The sequence below is a fragment of the Sphingomonas sp. AC411 genome (assembly GCF_979253035.1).
On record NZ_CEEDAQ010000001.1, the window covers coordinates 1,695,563 to 1,710,363 of the forward strand.

Below are 14,801 nucleotides of genomic sequence, written 5' to 3' on the forward strand. Positions count from 1 at the left end.
CGACGCAGCAGGAGGCCGGCCATGCCGTATAAGCCCGATCGCATCGCGCATTTCCCGACCTTGGCGGGCATGCGTGCGCCACGGATCGCAACGACGATCGCCTGGATGCTGGTGCTCGGGATCGCCAGCGCCGCAGCGATCATGCTTTTCGTACCGTGGTTGCAGACCGCCAACGGCACGGGACAGGTCGTCGCGCTCGATCCAGGCGATCGCCAGCAGCAGGTGACCGCGCTGGTCCCCGGCCGGGTCGATCGCTGGTACGTGCAGGACGGCCAGCACGTCGAGCGCGGCGATCCGATCGCGCGCGTGGTCGATCTCGATCCCGATTTGCTCTCGCGTCTCGCCGCCGAGCGCGCGCAGGTGCAGGCCGAGATCGCCGCGATCCAGCAGAGCCGCGCGGTCGCGGGCATCGACGTCGCGCGCACCGGGCAGTTGCTCGCCGAAGGCCTCGCCGCGCGCCGCGACTATGAGCAGACCCAGATCAAGGTCGCCGACGCCGGCGCCAAGCTTGCCGAGTCGCGCGCGAAGCTCAACCGGATCGACATCCAGCTCAACCGCCAGTCGGCCCAGCTCGTGCGTGCGCCGCGCGACGGCCGCGTTCAGCAACTGAACGCCGCCAGCGGCAGCGCGCTGGTGTCGCCCGGCACGGTGCTGGCGGTGATCGCCCCGAACGCGTCGAGCGCGCGGTCGAACTGTATGTCGATGGCCGCGACATGCCCGTGATCCGTCCGGGTCGCCCGGTCCGGCTGGAGTTCGAGGGCTGGCCCGCGATCCAGTTCAGCGGCTGGCCTTCGGTCGCGCAAGGGATGTTCGACGGGCGCGTGCGGATGATCGATCCCAATGCGGCCCCCGACGGGACGTTCCGCATCCTCGTCGAACCGCGGCCGGGCAAGCCGGGCTGGCCGACCGACGCATTCGTCCGCCCGGGCGGGAAGGTGCGCGGCTGGGTGCAGGGCGAAACGGTCCGCGTCGGCTATGAAACATGGCGACAGCTCAACGACTTCCCGCTGGAGTTCGGCCGGCGCGGCGCAGCGGCGCTCACCGCGCAGCCCAAGGCGCCGGCAAAGGCGAGCGCCGACGACGCGGCCAAGGATGGGGACGCCAAGAAGTGAAGCGGATGATCGCCATTCTGCTCGTGGTGCTGAGCCCAGCAATCGCGTCCGCGCAAGTCGCGCCGCTGACGCTCGACGAGGTGCTGCGATCGTCCGCGCGTTCGGCGCCGCAGATCGTCGAGGCGCTCGCCAAGGTGCGTCAGGCGGACGGGAAAGCCTTGTCCGCCGAGGGGGCGTTCGACACCGTGTTCGACGTCGATTCGAAGGCGCGCGTCGCCGGCTATTACGACGGCACCGTCGTCGAGGGCCGGGCGACGCGGCCGCTCACCGGCAATGGCGGCTATGTCTATGGCAACTACCGCGCGTCGCGTGGCACGTTCCCGGTCTATGAGGACCAGGCCTATACCAACAAGCTGGGCGAGGCGAAGGTCGGCGCGCTGTTCGCGCTGCTGCGCGACCGGGTGATCGACGAGCGCCGCACGAGGCGGACCATCGCCGGCACCGAGATCGACGTCGCGCGGTTCGAGGCGGATATGGTCGCGATCGGCGTGCAGCGGCGCGCGGTCGACGCCTATCAGGCCTGGGTCGCGGCGGGCTTGCGCCTGCGCGCCTATCGCGACCTGTTGCAGCTCGCCGAGCAGCGCCGCAGCGCGATCGGCCGGCTGGTGACGCTGGGCGCAAGGCCAGAGATCCTGCTCGTCGAGAACGACCAGAACCTCGTCCGGCGTCGCGCGCTGGCGGTACGCGCGGAACAGGATGTCGCGGCGGCCGCCAATGCGCTGTCGCTCTATCTGCGCGACGAGGCAGGCGCGCCGGTGACGGTATCGGACGATCGCATGCCTGCAGATGCCGGCGCTTTGGCAGCGCTGGCCGTCGCGAAGACCCGGGCGGGGCCGGTCGAGCGCCCCGATTACCGCGCGGTGCTCGCGCGGATCGACCAGGCGACGTCGCGGCTGATCCTGGCGGAGAACGACCTGTCGCCGCGGCTCGACCTGCGCGGCGAGGTCGGCAAGGATGTCGGCCCGGTCGGCCTCGGCGGACCCAACCGGACGCCGCTGGAGGCCGCGGTCGGGTTCAAGTTCAGCGTCCCGTTGCAGAACCGCTCCGCCAAGGGCCGCGTCGCCGAGGCGCGTGCAGAGATCGACGCGCTCGGCCAGCGCAGCCGGTTCCTGCGCGACCAGATCAGTGTGGAGGTCCAGGGGATCGTCATCGCGGTGAATGCTGCCGAACGCCTCGCGTCGATCGCCGACGAAGAGCGCCAGCTTGCCGACCGACTGGCCAACGCCGAGCGCCGTCGGTTCGAACTGGGATCGGCCGACTTCTTCCTGGTGAACCAGCGCGAGGAGACCGCCACCGACGCACGCGTTCGCCTGGTCGATGCACAAGCGCGCATCGCATCCGCCCGTGCCGAGCTGGCCGCCGCGACCGCCGATCGAGCAGCGCTGAAACTAAGCCAGGAATAGCGATACGCACGGGCTAGCGTAAAAACCAGAAATAGCGCCAACCCAGGCCGAGACGAGCGTGATGCACGCCGCCTGACGTCAGCCGTGGTGTGAACTTCACGCCTTATCCGAAATAGGCCGACCGTCATAAAACGTCAGCATAACTGACACGCTTCTGTCGCTGCGGCAGCATAAGCGCGGCAATCGAGGCCGTAGAACGGTCTCGTGCAAGGGCGGAGCCCACCTTCCCGTGTCCGGGAAGCCACTCTGCTCATCCCTGTCGGAGATGCTGGCCCAATGTCGTTTCTTTCGCCCACTCGGCGCGTCCGCCTCATCGCCTCCGCCGCGTGTACGCTCCCGCTGCTTTTCGTCGCCAGTGCCGCAAACGCCGAGGACCCGACCGCCGATCCCGACCAGACCAAGTCCGATATCGTCGTCATGGGCGAACGCGCGATCCGATCCGACAAGGAACAGTCGACGTCGGTCCGCGATTCGATCGTTTACGACGATCTCGAGACGCTGTCCGCCGACGGGAGCGTCGCCGGCCAGTTGATCCTGCTGCCCGGGATCAGCGCGATCGAGGACGGCGATGCGCCGCGCTTCGTCAGCATCCGCGGCATCTCGCCCGATCTCAACCAAACCACGATCGACGGGATCACCCTCGCCACGATCGGCAATGACGGCGAAGGCTCGCGCAAGGTCAACCTCCAGCAGATCCCGTCCGAACTCTCCTTCCACAACGACGTCTACAAGACCTTCACCGCCGAGCAGGACGGCGCGGCGATCGGCGGCATCGTCGATGTGGTCACGCGCAGCGCCTTCGCGCTCAAGCGGCGCTACGTGATGGTCGACGGCTACGGCATCTATTCGTCGTTCAAGGGTGATGGCGGCAGCAATGCCGGCAACGGCAGCACGCCGCATTTCGGTGGCGGCGGCAAGATGGTGTTCGCGGACAAATTCGGTGCGGGCGACCAGTTCGGCGTGGTCCTGTCGGCACGCTACGAAAACCGCATCCGCAACTCGCGCAAATGGTGGCAGGATACCAAATATTACTTCGACGATGCCGGCAAGAAGCTGGCGGGGCCGGACGATCCGGCGTGGAACGGCATCGCCGTGCCCTACAACCACAGCTATGGCAGCTACACCAACCGCCTCCAGACCGCGGGCAGCTCGGCAAAGTTCGAATGGCGCCCGCTCGGCACCGATATCTATGCGTCACTGCTCGGGTTCAATTATCGTCAGTGGGAATCCTCGACGATGAACAAGAACGATTTCTACACCAAGAATGCGGTCAGCGATCTCACCGCGGAGGGCGGCGGATCGGACATCAACAGCATCTATTCGCGCTATCGCTACGATACCTGGAACAAGGCGACGGTCGGCGCGATCGGCAATGTCGAATGGCATGACGACCGCTCGTCGCTGCGCGTTCGCGGCGGCTATACGCGCGCCAGGTACGACAATACGCAGCCCTATATCGGCGTTCGCACGTATCCGACCGGGCTTTCGCTGGACTGGGCCGCGGCGAACGACGGCAATGGCGGGCTGCCATACGTCACCGGGATCAACAAGCCCGGCATGGTGATCGGGTCGCCCTACAAGCTCAGCACCGCGCAGACGACCTACCGCATGGCCAATGAGGGGCTGGCGAATGCGCGCGTCGACTATGGCTGGAACGCCGAGCCCGAGGATCGCGGCTTCGGGTTCGTCACCGGCATCGAATTCCGCAACCTGGAACTGTCGCGCAACGTCGACATGACCGAATACAAGCTCGGCCAGGCGATGAACGCCTATCTCTACGATCCCGGCTATGTACCGGTCGGCGCGCCGCAATCCTTCCCCTGGGTCGATTACGCGCGGGTGAAGAGCGAGCTGTGGCCCAAGTTCGTCAAGGACGTACCCAATTCGACCTATGACAGCATCACCGGCGATTATCGCTATACCGAACGGCTGGTAACGCCGTATCTGTCGCTCCATTACGCCACCGACGACACCACGCTGGTCGCCGGCGTCCGCTACGACCACACGCGCTTTTCCGCGTTCCAGCCGACGATCACCGGCGGCACCGCGTCGGCGGTGATGACGCGAAGCAAGGGCGGGTACCAGTATCTGCTGCCGTCGTTCACCGGCATCCAGGACTTCGCCGGCGGCAAGAAGCTGCGGTTCTCGTACAGCCGTACGCTCGGCCGTCCGACGCCCGGCAACATCGCCCAGCCGGAATCGCTCAATTGCGGCGACGAGGATTGTTCGATCAGCCGCGGCAACCCCGATCTGCGCCCACGCCGATCGGACAATCTCGATGTCCAGTTCGAGCAGTATTTCCACAAGGACGGCATCATCTCGCTCGGTGCCTTCGCCAAGTGGATCAAGGACGACATCTTCACGCTGACCACGACGCAGCTGATCGACGACGTCAACTACCGGGTTCGCCAGCCGCTCAACGCCGACAGCTCGCGACTGTACGGCGTGGAGTTCCAGGCGGCCGATCACGACGTGAACCTGTTCGGCCAGCGGATCGATCCGTTCTTCAACGCGACCTGGCTGAAGGGCCGGATGTCGATCACCAGCGATGCCGGGACGCGCTCGCTCGACCGGCTGATCTACCAGCCGAAATGGATCATCAACGGCGGTGCGACGCTGCGCCTGCCCGCGATCGACGGGGCGTTCCGCGCCACCGTCACGCACCGCGGCAGCTACATGGAGGGCATCGGCGAAACCGCGCAGGACGACAATGGCCGTGCCGAGCTGACCACCGTCAACCTCGGGCTGTGGCACCGCGTGACGTCGCACGTGACGTTCAAATACGAGATCACCAACCTGCTCAACGACCAGCCGAAATTCCTGGTCGGCAACGGCCTTCGCTACGTCAGCGAAGTCGACGACTATGGCCAGGGTGCCTTTTTCCACATCATGCTGCGCTGATCAGCCGAACGGAGTTACGACCATGTACGAAGTCGACCGCCGCTATCTTCTGTCCGCGCTGGGGAGCCTGACCGCGGCCGGTCTGCTGCCATGGCGCGCCGGTGCCGCCGAAGTGCGCCCGCGCAACCTGATCGAGGACCCGCGCTTTCCGACGCCGCCGTTCACGCTCGGCGTCGCGGCCGGCGATCCGGATGCCTCGGGCTTCGTCATCTGGACCCGGCTCGCGCCGCTGCCGCTTCAGCCCGACGGCGGCATGATGATGGCCCCGGTGCTGGTCGCGTGGGAAGTCAGCGCCGACCCCGAATTCCGCCAGGTGCTCCAGCGCGGCGAGGCGATCGCGCACCCTGAGCTGGCGCATTCGGTCCACGTCGAAGTCGCCGGGCTCGCCCCCGCGCGGCCCTATTGGTATCGCTTCACCTGCGGCGGCGAGCGCAGCGCCGCCGGGCGCGGCGCCACCCTGCCCCCGCCGGGCGCACCGCTCGACCGCGTGCGCTTCGCGGTCGCCGGGTGCCAGCATTACGAGGAAGGCTATTACACCGCGTGGCGGCACATCGCCGCCGAGCCGATCGACTTCGTGTTCCACTACGGCGATTACATCTACGAGGGTCCCGATCGCGGCGAGCAACCGCGCAATGCCAAAAGCCGCTGATCCGCCGGCATCTCGGCCATGAAATCTATTCGATCGGCGATTACCGCCAGCGCTATGCGCAATATAAGAGCGACCCCGATCTGCAGGCCGCGCACGCCGCCGCGCCGTGGTTCGTCAGCTTCGACGATCACGAGATCGACAATAACTGGGCCGGCGACATCGATCAGGACAACACCGCGCCGGAAGTGTTCCGCACGCGCCGCGCAATGGCGATGCAGGCCTATTACGAGCATATGCCGCTGCGCCGTTCGTCGATGCCCGACGGATCGCACATGCAGATGTATCGCGGCGCGCGGTTCGGCGACCTGATGGACGCGTTCTTCCTCGATACGCGGCAATATCGCTCCGATCAGGTGTACGGCGATCGTGATGCGCCGCAGGGACCGGACGCGTTCGCGACCGAACGGTCGATCACCGGCGCACCGCAGGAGGCATGGCTGTTCAAGGGGCTCGATCGCTCCAAGGCACGCTGGAACCTGATCGCGCAACAGGTCTGCCTGATGAACCTGACCTATCACAAGGCGGGGCAGCCCGAGCAGCTGGTCTCGATGGATCAATGGTCGGGCTATATGAACAGCCGCCGCCGCCTGCTCGCGCATATCGACGCGCATTGCCCCGGCAACGTGATGACCGTCAGCGGCGACGCGCATCGTCATTATGCCGGCGACCTGATTCAGGACCATAGCAACGGCAAGATCATCAGCAGCGAATATCTCGCGACCTCGATCAGTTCGGGTGCGGACGGTGTAGGCGAGAATGACGACTATACCCGCTCGTCCCGCGCGGAAAATCCGAACCTCAAGGCGCTGACCGACAAGCGTGGCTATGTGCTGTGCGATGTCGGCCGCGATGCGTGGCGCGGCGACCTGAAGGTCCTCGACACGATCGCGACGCGCAACGGAACGCTGACGACGCACGCAAGCTTCGTCACCGAGCGCGGCAAGCCCGGCTTGCAACGCGCTTGATCCGTGCGCGCGGGACCAACAGGCGAAGTCCTTTCGCGAGTGCTTTACGACCGGCTACTCGCCAGCCTGCCGCGACCTCTAGACGTCCGACGCTCGTTCGGACGATGGCGGACTGATCAACGGCATGCTTCTCGGTCGTACCCCGATGGCGGACGTGAGCGCGTTGGCGAGTGCCGCAGCGGTCGGGCCCTGCGCGCACTCGCCCGTGCCGAGGAACGGCGTGCCCGGACGGTCGATCACCTCCACGGTCACGCTGCGCGGCACATCGGCGAAGCGGAGTATGGGATAGGTGCTCCAGTCGTAATCGGTACGGCGTGCACCGTCATGGCCAGCCGCCTCGATCGCGGTCCAGCTCAGCGACTGGACGATCCCGCCCTCGACCTGGTTGCGGATCCCGTCCGGATTGACCGCCTCGCCGCTGTCCACCGCAGCGACCGCGCGGTGGACGATCAGCCGGCCCTCGTCGGGGATACGCTCGACATCGAGCGCGACCGCGCAATAGGCGCCGTGATTCTTGTAGCGCGCAAAGGCGAAACCCCGCCCGCGATTGGGTGCGGGTCGGTATCGTTCCCAGCCGAACCGGTCCGCCGCGCGCCGGATCACTGCGGCGGCGCGCGGATCGTCGAGATGCGCCAGTCGGAATGCGACCGGATCACGTCCCGCCGCGACCGCCAGTTCGTCCATGAAGCTTTCGAGCGCGAAGATGTTGAGATGCGCGCCAAGCCCTCTCAATGCCGAGACGCGCACCGGCATGTCGGGCAGGAAATGGCTGACGATGGTCTGGTTGGGAAAGCGATAGAGCGGAATGGCATTGCGGTCGCCGCCGCCGTTCGGCTGCGGGATCGGCTTGGGTGGCGTCGGCGTGAAAGGCGGCATCACCTCGGCCCCGGCGAGAAGATCGCCGGCTGCCGTCGGGCGGGTGCTGTGCGTGTTGCTCCACACCTGATGCCGCCAGTCGACGATCCGCCCCGACGCGTCCAGCGCCGCATCGACCTGCGCGAGCATCGCCGGGCCGAGCGGTTCCCAGCCATGTTCCTGCTCGCGGCTCCATTGCAGCCGGACGGGCACGCCGGGCATCGCGCGCGCGATCAGCGCGACATCGCCCGCGACGTCGTCGGCACCGTTATGCCCGTAGCAGCCCGCTCCCTCGCGGTGGACGCAGCGGACGCGGTCGGCCGGCATAGCGAGCAACTCGGCGATCGCCTGGCGCAGCGGTTCGACGCCCTGGCTGTGCGTCCAGACAGTCAGCCGGCCCTCGGCGAACAGGGCGACCGCGCAGGACGGTCCGATCGCGCCGTGCATCAGATAAGGGCGGTCATAGCGCGCCGTCAGCCGCCGAATGCCCTGCGCCGCAGGATCGTCGCGACGCGTGTCGATCACCTGGCTTTCGCGGCGCATGGTCAACAGTCCCGCCGGCATGGGCGGTAGCGCCGGCACCGCCGGGTCGCGCACCCAGCGGCCACGGTTGGCGACCCGCAGCGCCTGCTCGAGCGGCCACTCCCGCGGTCCGACGATCGCGGCGAACCGCCCGACCTGCACGACTTTTGCGACACCCGATTGCCGGCGCAGCGCGGCGAGGTCCGGCGTCAATCGCGTGCCGGACGAGGGCCGCGCAGCACCCGGGCGTGCACCATGCCAGGCAGCGTCATGTCGTGCACATAGCTCGGCAGGCCGGTCAGCTTGGCGGGCAGGTCGACGCGCGGCACCGATCGGCCGATCAGCCGCCGCGCCGCCAGCCGCTTGCGCGGCACGTCGGCGCGCGCACGCACCGCCAGCGACGTCGACGCGGCGAGCTCGGCATAGGTCGCGCGCCGTCCCTGCCCGTCGAGCACGACGCCGTCGCGCGTGAACAGTGTGGTCGCGACCACGCCCCATCGAGCCGCCGCGGTCTCGGCAAGCAACAGCCGGACGTTGGCGGCGGCGTTGGCGATCGCGGTGCCGCTCTGCTCGAGCGTCTGGCTGCCCGCGGTTACGCCCTCGTTGGGGGTCAGGGCGGTGTCCGCAGTGATGAGATCGACCTGCTCGATCGCCACGTCGAGTTCGTCGGCGGCCAGCTGCGCCATCGCGGTCTTCACGCCGGTCCCGAGTTCGACCTTGCCGGTGAACACCGTCACGCGACCATCCGGTGCGATGCGGATCCAGGCGTCGAGATCGGGAAACTTGGCCAATGTCCCGGCCAGGTCGGGCGCGACCGTCGGTGGCCCGCCGCTCCTCGCCGCCGCCGGTCTGTGCTAGCGCGGCAGCGGGCGCGAGCGAGAATGCGACCAGCAGCCCGCCCAGCACATCGCGACGTGACGCCTGCCCGCTCATGTCACCGGTTCCGCGGCATCGACTACGCCGCCGCCGCGCATCACCGCCGCGCGCCGAACCGCGCGCAAAATCCGCAAGTGCGTTCCGCACCGACACAGCGACGGTGCCATCGCCGTCCTCATTGCGTCTTCGGTCGGCGTGGTCGTCTGGCGCAGCAGCGCTTCCGCGCGCGCCATCATCCCGGGGATGCAATAGCCGCATTGCGCCGCCTGCTCGTGGAGGAAGGCGCGCTGGACGTCGCCGGGTCTGGCGGCCGTGCCGAGCCCCTCGACCGTGGTGACCTTGCGCGTCCCGATCGCACCGACAGGCATCAGGCAGGAGAATACCGGTCGGTCATCGACCAGCACGGTGCACGCCCCGCACTGCCCCAGTCCGCAGCCGAACTTGGCGGCATGGAGATGGAGATCCTCGCGGAGGACATAGAGCAGCGGGGTAGCGGGATCGACGTCGACGCGCGCCGCCGCCCCGTTGACGGTCAAGTCGATCATTCGCCCTCCTCGCGCGCCTTGGCGACGTCTTTCTCCAGGTCTTTCCAGGCCGGTCCGGTGCCGTGCCGCGCCTGCAGATACGCCACGATCTGCGCCACCTGACGGTCGTCGAGCGCATCGGCATAGGCCGGCATATAGGGCCCGTGCGCCGACACCGGCGGACGCAGCCCCTGCAGGATGATCTGGATCGTGTCGCGGGGGTTGTCCTCGTGCAGCGGCGTGCCGAGCGGCAAGGCCGGGCGCCCCGCGACCATCATCGCCGCACCCGGCTCATGGCATACCGCGCAGGCGCCGTCGTACAGTCGGGCGCCATCCGGATGCCGCTGCGATGCCAGCGCCCGACGATCGGGCAGCGGCGGCTCGACGCGCGCGGCTGGCGCGTCGCGCATCTGCCACGCGTAATAGGTCGCCAGCGCGCGCATCGTCCGCCGGCGCAGCGCGCGCCAGATTATACGTGACCGGCCCCATCGGCCCGGCGGCCGCGGCATGCGCGGTACTGAGGCCGGTGCGGAAATACGCATCGAGCCGGTCCACCGTCCATGCCCGAACTGCCGGCGAGCGCGCGTTGATCGCAGGGGCATACCAGCCGCCCGACCACCCGCCATCATAGGCCTCGGCGCCGCGCTTTTCCTGCTGCAACAGACCGCGCGGACTGTGGCACGCGGTGCAATGCGCCAGCGTCTCGCCGATGTAGCGACCCCGGTTCCATGCTGCCGACTGGCGAGGATCGGATGCGATCGGCTGCGGTCGCAAGAACAGCAGCTTCCAGCCGGCGAGCAAGGGCCGAAAGCCGAGCGGCGGGATCATCGTATTGGCCGGCGGTACCGCACGCACGGCGGGTCGGGTCATCAGGAACGCGTACAGCGCGCCCAGATCGCTGTCCGTCACGTTCGCATAATGCGTGTACGGAAAGGCCGGATACAAATGGCTGCCGTCACGTCCCACACCCTCCCGCATGGCGCGGTTGAATGCAGCCGGTGACCATTCCCCGATTCCCGTCACCGGGTCGGGCGTGATGTTGCTGCCGTAGACTGTCCCGAACGGCGTCTTGATCGGATAGCCGCCCGCATAGGGACGCCCGCCCGCGGCCTGGTGGCAACTAACGCAGTTCCCCAGCCGTGCGAGATTGGCGCCGCGCGCGACCAGCGCCGCATCGAACAACCGCGGATCAGGCCGCGTCACCGCCGCAATGGCCGGTCGGTAGGCGATGATCGCAAAGACCACTATGCCTAAGCACAGCGCAATCGCGGCCCATATGACGGTGCGCGTGATCCCTGACCGGCTCATTCCCCGCTATGTCTTTCGATCAGCGCTCGCCTTCGCCGCCTTCGCCTCGCTCGTTCTCGCCACCCTCATACTCGCCTTCGCCACGCTGGCCTGAATGCTGCTGCGCGGCGCGGGCGCGACGGGGCTGCGGACGACATGCCGAGACTTGGCCGAGCGGACGACCTGACGCCCCTCGCCTTCACCTTCTCCCTCGCCGCGCTCGCCGCGCTCGTTCTCGCCGCCTTCGCCGACCTGATCGACCGACGACGCCAGCGGCTTGGCTGCCGCTTCGGTCAGCATGGCCTGGCCCGATTGCGCGACCACGAAGGCACCGACGCCCATCCACAATTTCGTACGCATGATATTTCCTTACTCGCCAAGCCGTTGGCCGCATGAGGGCTTACTGATAGTGCTTGCGACCCGACGCCATGCCGATGCCACGAGTTTCCCCATGCTTATCATGATTGCCAACGTTCTGGATGCCGACAATCTCCAGTGGCTGCGAGATAATCTCGGCAAGACCCGCTTCGTCGACGGGCGCCAGACCGCCGGTCGCGAGGCGCGGCCGGTCAAGCGCAACGAGCAGGTCGACCGGACCGACCCGTTGCTCGCCGACATGCAGGACCTCGTGATCGACCGGCTGCTGGCGAACCCGCTGTTCCGGATGGCGACGCGGCCGCATGTCGTGCGCCCTCCGTTGTTCAGCCGCTACGAGCCCGGCATGGCCTATGGCAACCATGTCGACGACGCGATCATGGGCGGGATGCGGACCGACGTATCGGTCACGATCTTCCTGTCCGATCCCGACACCTACGAGGGCGGTGAACTGGTGATCGAGTCCGCGGCGGGCGAACAGGACGTGAAGCTGGCGGCAGGCGATGCCGTGGTCTATCCGACGACCGCGCTGCACCGCGTGGCGCCGATCGTTTCCGGCGAACGACTGGCCGCGGTGACCTGGGTCCGCAGCCTGATCCGCGATGCCGACGCCCGCGAGCTGCTGTTCGATCTAGAAACCGCCCGGCACGCGCTGTTCGAGCAGTTGGGCAAGACCCCGGAACTGGACCTGCTGGCGAAGACGCAGTCCAATCTGCTCAGGCGCTGGGCAGAAGATTAAGACGGAGCCAGGGTGCGATGTTGATGCCACAGTTCCCGACCGTCCCAAGCCACTGGTCGCGGACTCAACGGCCGATCTTGACGCGAAGCCCTACCACGACGGCGTCCTCGAGCTGCGTGTCGCCTCCGGGGTTCACGACATATTGCAGATCCGGCTGGACGCTCAGCCACGGCGTCAGCACCGCGTTATAGACCGCCTCCACCACCAGTTCGTGCGCGTCACGCACGCCGCCGTCCCCGGATTGGTCGCGTCGATAGCGATCGCCGAACCCGGCGGAGGCGAAGGACACGCCGACCTGGTCGTCAGGACGGTCCGGTGCGATGCCGGTATGGACCAGCCCCCACCGAGATACCGTCCGATGCGATTGAACCGAGTGTCGGCGACGCCGAAGCGCAGCCATCCCGCCAGACCGTGCGCATCGTCGGCGCGCGAGCCGACCAGCCGGTGCTCGGCGAACACGTACGCGCCTTTGTTCCCGCGTCGAGGCGCGGCGGGATCGGACGACCGGACATCGTCGAACCGGGCGGTGTATCCCCAGACCCCGATCGCCGCCTTCGTCCCGCGATTGAGATAATCGACTTCGCCGACGACAAGCGCACCGTCCCGCGAAGACAGCGCGATCGCGGTGCGCCGGGGATGCGCGGGATCGCCGGGGACGCCGTCGAGCACCGCGACACGCCCCAGCCAATGCTCGGCGAGCTTCATTTCGCCCCGGACCGCGAGCGACGTCACCGGGAAGATCGACGGACCGCGTCGCCCCGACTGCGAAAAATCAGGGCCGATCCCATGCGACGAGATCAGGAACAGCCCGCCACTCTGCGTCGTGTCGAATTCGGAGTTCAGGTTGTACAGGCCGAGCTTGATCGCGGCGTTGCGACCGACGTCCTGCTCGACCCATGCCTCGAACAGCCGCGCCGCCCGCACATTGGTCTCGATGTTCGATATCCCCTGCGCGTCGCCGACCAGATCGCCCGACAGCGACGCACCATTGTCATAGATCCCGTACAGGAACAGCCGCGCGCCGTGCCATCCGACCAGGCGGTCCGCGTCGATCGCCACCTGGAGATCGAGATTGTCGAGGTACCGCGTGCCGCGCGCGATCCCGCCCGAGACGTTGCTGCGGATATCGGCGACATACACCGCCGACAGCGTGACCGGCGTATCGGAGCGTTCGTTGGCCGAGCGCGGATAGCCGGTCGGCCGCTCGTCCTGCGCATAGGCCGGCGCCGCGAATCCAAACACCAGCACCAGCGCGGCAATCCGCCGGATCACACGACATCGTCCAGGCTGAACCGATCCGCATCTTCGTCATACGCGAACACCTCGGCATAGCGGCCCCAATGCGTCGCGGTCCGCAACGTCTCGTCCGCGTAGTCCTCCGACATATGATCCTCCAGCTCGTCGCGGAACCGGCGCGCGGGGGCGACATGCCCGCTGCGCTCGTCGAGGATGCGGCGGATGTGCTGCGCGAGCGGGACGTGTGCGAGCAACGCCTGTGCGAACAGCGCCTTGCGCGTGTCGACGTCGGCCTGCGCATAGCGTCGCGCGGCCGGCGTCAGGAGAATATCCGCCCCCTGCAACTCGGCGAACCGCAGCAACTGGAGCGTCTCCGCCATCGGAAACAGATCGTCGACCTCCAGCTGGAGCTGATCGGCGAGATCGGCCATCGCCGCGCGGCCGTCGAACGGGCTGGCGTCGACTTCCTCGATCAACCCGGCCAGCGCGTTGGTCGAGACGCGCGGCAATACCATCTGGATGCCGGTGCCGGGGAACAGCCCGTCGCGGACCGGCTCGGCCGGCGCACGCGCGGTCATCTGCGCATAGATGTCGTCGACCAGCTTGCGGAAGGCGGGATCGAGCCGGTCGCGCGGTTGCGGCAGGTCGACCCTGATCTCGGCGGCGACGCGACCGGGGTTGGACGAGAAGACGAGGATGCGGTCGCACATCAGCACCGCCTCCTCGATATTGTGCGTGACGATCAGGATCGACTTGATCGGCATCCGCCCCTCCGCCCACAGATCGAGCAGGTCGGTGCGCAAGGTCTCGGCGGTCAGCACGTCGAGCGCGGAGAAGGGCTCGTCCATCAGCAACAGCGACGGATTGACGACGATCGCGCGCGCCAGCCCGACGCGCTGCCGCATCCCGCCCGACAATTCCTTAGGATAGGCGTTCTCGAACCCGTCGAGACCGATCAGGTCGATCGCCGCGAGCGCGCGCGTGCGGCGCTCGTCCGCCGGAACGCGCTGCGCCTCCAGGCCAAGCTCGACATTCTGAAGCACGGTCAGCCACGGGAACAGCGCAAAGGTCTGGAAGACCATGCTGATCGTATGTGCGGGACCGTCGGGAACGTCGGCGAACCGTACGCTCCCTTCGTCGGGCCGGATCAGCCCCGCGATCGAACGCAACAAGGTCGACTTGCCCGAGCCCGAGCGACCGAGCAGCCCGACGACCTCGTCCTCGTGCAGCGTCAGGCTGACGTCTTCGAGTACCGGCGCGCCGCCATCGCCGCGGCCATAGCGATGACTGACGTGCTCGACCCGAACGAGCGGGCGGCTGGCCGGAGCGCGGAGGAATGCTGTTGCCATGTCTTGTC

General features: G+C 67.6%; 12 protein-coding genes and 2 pseudogenes. 6 read left to right on the plus strand and 8 right to left on the minus strand.

What is annotated here, in order from left to right; all coding sequences use genetic code 11:
- The first annotated feature begins 21 nt into the window (after window positions 1-21).
- The 5 genes and pseudogenes from AC0IX7_RS08720 to AC0IX7_RS08740 all read left to right on the plus strand — a co-directional run bounded on the left by AC0IX7_RS08720 (window position 22) and on the right by AC0IX7_RS08740 (window position 7,030).
- Window positions 22-1,112 (plus strand): annotated as a pseudogene (locus AC0IX7_RS08720) (efflux RND transporter periplasmic adaptor subunit).
- Between the two features lie 5 nt (window positions 1,113-1,117).
- Entirely contained in the window at window positions 1,118-2,515 is a 1,398-nt protein-coding gene (locus tag AC0IX7_RS08725; RefSeq protein ID WP_471811374.1) for a TolC family protein, read from the plus strand.
- A 276-nt stretch (window positions 2,516-2,791) separates the two neighbouring features.
- Window positions 2,792-5,416 carry a TonB-dependent receptor gene (locus AC0IX7_RS08730; RefSeq protein WP_471811376.1) on the plus strand — a complete coding sequence of 875 codons (2,625 nt, stop codon included), beginning with the start codon at window positions 2,792-2,794 and terminating at the stop codon, window positions 5,414-5,416.
- A 22-nt stretch (window positions 5,417-5,438) separates the two neighbouring features.
- The gene (locus AC0IX7_RS08735) at window positions 5,439-6,065 is read left to right on the plus strand and encodes an alkaline phosphatase D family protein (RefSeq protein ID WP_471811378.1); all 627 of its coding nucleotides are present in this window, start codon (window positions 5,439-5,441) and stop codon (window positions 6,063-6,065) included.
- Window positions 5,957-7,030: an alkaline phosphatase D family protein gene (locus AC0IX7_RS08740; protein WP_471811380.1), complete on the plus strand. Its 1,074-nt coding sequence runs from the start codon at window positions 5,957-5,959 to the stop codon at window positions 7,028-7,030. Before AC0IX7_RS08735 ends, AC0IX7_RS08740 begins: the two co-directional genes overlap by 109 nt.
- A gap of 78 nt (window positions 7,031-7,108) precedes the next feature.
- On the opposite strand, the gene AC0IX7_RS08745 is transcribed toward AC0IX7_RS08740, so the two are convergent.
- The 6 genes from AC0IX7_RS08745 to AC0IX7_RS08770 form a co-directional block, all read right to left on the minus strand.
- On the minus strand, window positions 7,109-8,620 hold the full coding sequence (locus AC0IX7_RS08745; protein ID WP_471811382.1) for a molybdopterin cofactor-binding domain-containing protein: 1,512 nt from the start codon (window positions 8,618-8,620) through the stop codon (window positions 7,109-7,111).
- A complete protein-coding gene (locus tag AC0IX7_RS08750; protein ID WP_471811384.1) occupies window positions 8,617-9,198 on the minus strand; it encodes a molybdopterin cofactor-binding domain-containing protein in 582 nt (193 codons plus the stop codon). Before AC0IX7_RS08750 ends, AC0IX7_RS08745 begins: the two co-directional genes overlap by 4 nt.
- Window positions 9,199-9,336: 138 nt before the next feature.
- A complete protein-coding gene (locus AC0IX7_RS08755; protein ID WP_471811386.1) occupies window positions 9,337-9,828 on the minus strand; it encodes a (2Fe-2S)-binding protein in 492 nt (163 codons plus the stop codon).
- Window positions 9,825-10,217 carry a c-type cytochrome gene (locus AC0IX7_RS08760; protein WP_471811388.1) on the minus strand — a complete coding sequence of 131 codons (393 nt, stop codon included), beginning with the start codon at window positions 10,215-10,217 and terminating at the stop codon, window positions 9,825-9,827. The genes AC0IX7_RS08755 and AC0IX7_RS08760 overlap by 4 nt, the downstream gene beginning before the upstream one ends.
- On the minus strand, window positions 10,099-11,052 hold the full coding sequence (locus AC0IX7_RS08765) for a c-type cytochrome (protein ID WP_471811390.1): 954 nt from the start codon (window positions 11,050-11,052) through the stop codon (window positions 10,099-10,101). The genes AC0IX7_RS08760 and AC0IX7_RS08765 overlap by 119 nt, the downstream gene beginning before the upstream one ends.
- Window positions 11,053-11,121: 69 nt before the next feature.
- Complete coding sequence (locus AC0IX7_RS08770; RefSeq protein ID WP_471811391.1) at window positions 11,122-11,454, minus strand: hypothetical protein; 333 nt, start codon at window positions 11,452-11,454, stop codon at window positions 11,122-11,124.
- Window positions 11,455-11,545: 91 nt separating this feature from the next.
- Between AC0IX7_RS08770 and AC0IX7_RS08775 the strand changes: the two genes are divergently transcribed.
- Window positions 11,546-12,208, plus strand: coding sequence for a Fe2+-dependent dioxygenase (locus AC0IX7_RS08775; protein ID WP_471811393.1), 663 nt, complete (start codon window positions 11,546-11,548; stop codon window positions 12,206-12,208).
- A 64-nt stretch (window positions 12,209-12,272) separates the two neighbouring features.
- Here the strand turns inward: AC0IX7_RS08775 and AC0IX7_RS08780 are convergent.
- Together AC0IX7_RS08780 and AC0IX7_RS08785 are read right to left on the minus strand one after the other, a co-directional pair.
- Window positions 12,273-13,480, minus strand: a pseudogene (locus tag AC0IX7_RS08780) (carbohydrate porin).
- Window positions 13,477-14,793: an ABC transporter ATP-binding protein gene (locus AC0IX7_RS08785; RefSeq protein WP_471811395.1), complete on the minus strand. Its 1,317-nt coding sequence runs from the start codon at window positions 14,791-14,793 to the stop codon at window positions 13,477-13,479. Before AC0IX7_RS08785 ends, AC0IX7_RS08780 begins: the two are co-directional and overlap by 4 nt.
- Window positions 14,794-14,801: the final 8 nt, after the last annotated feature.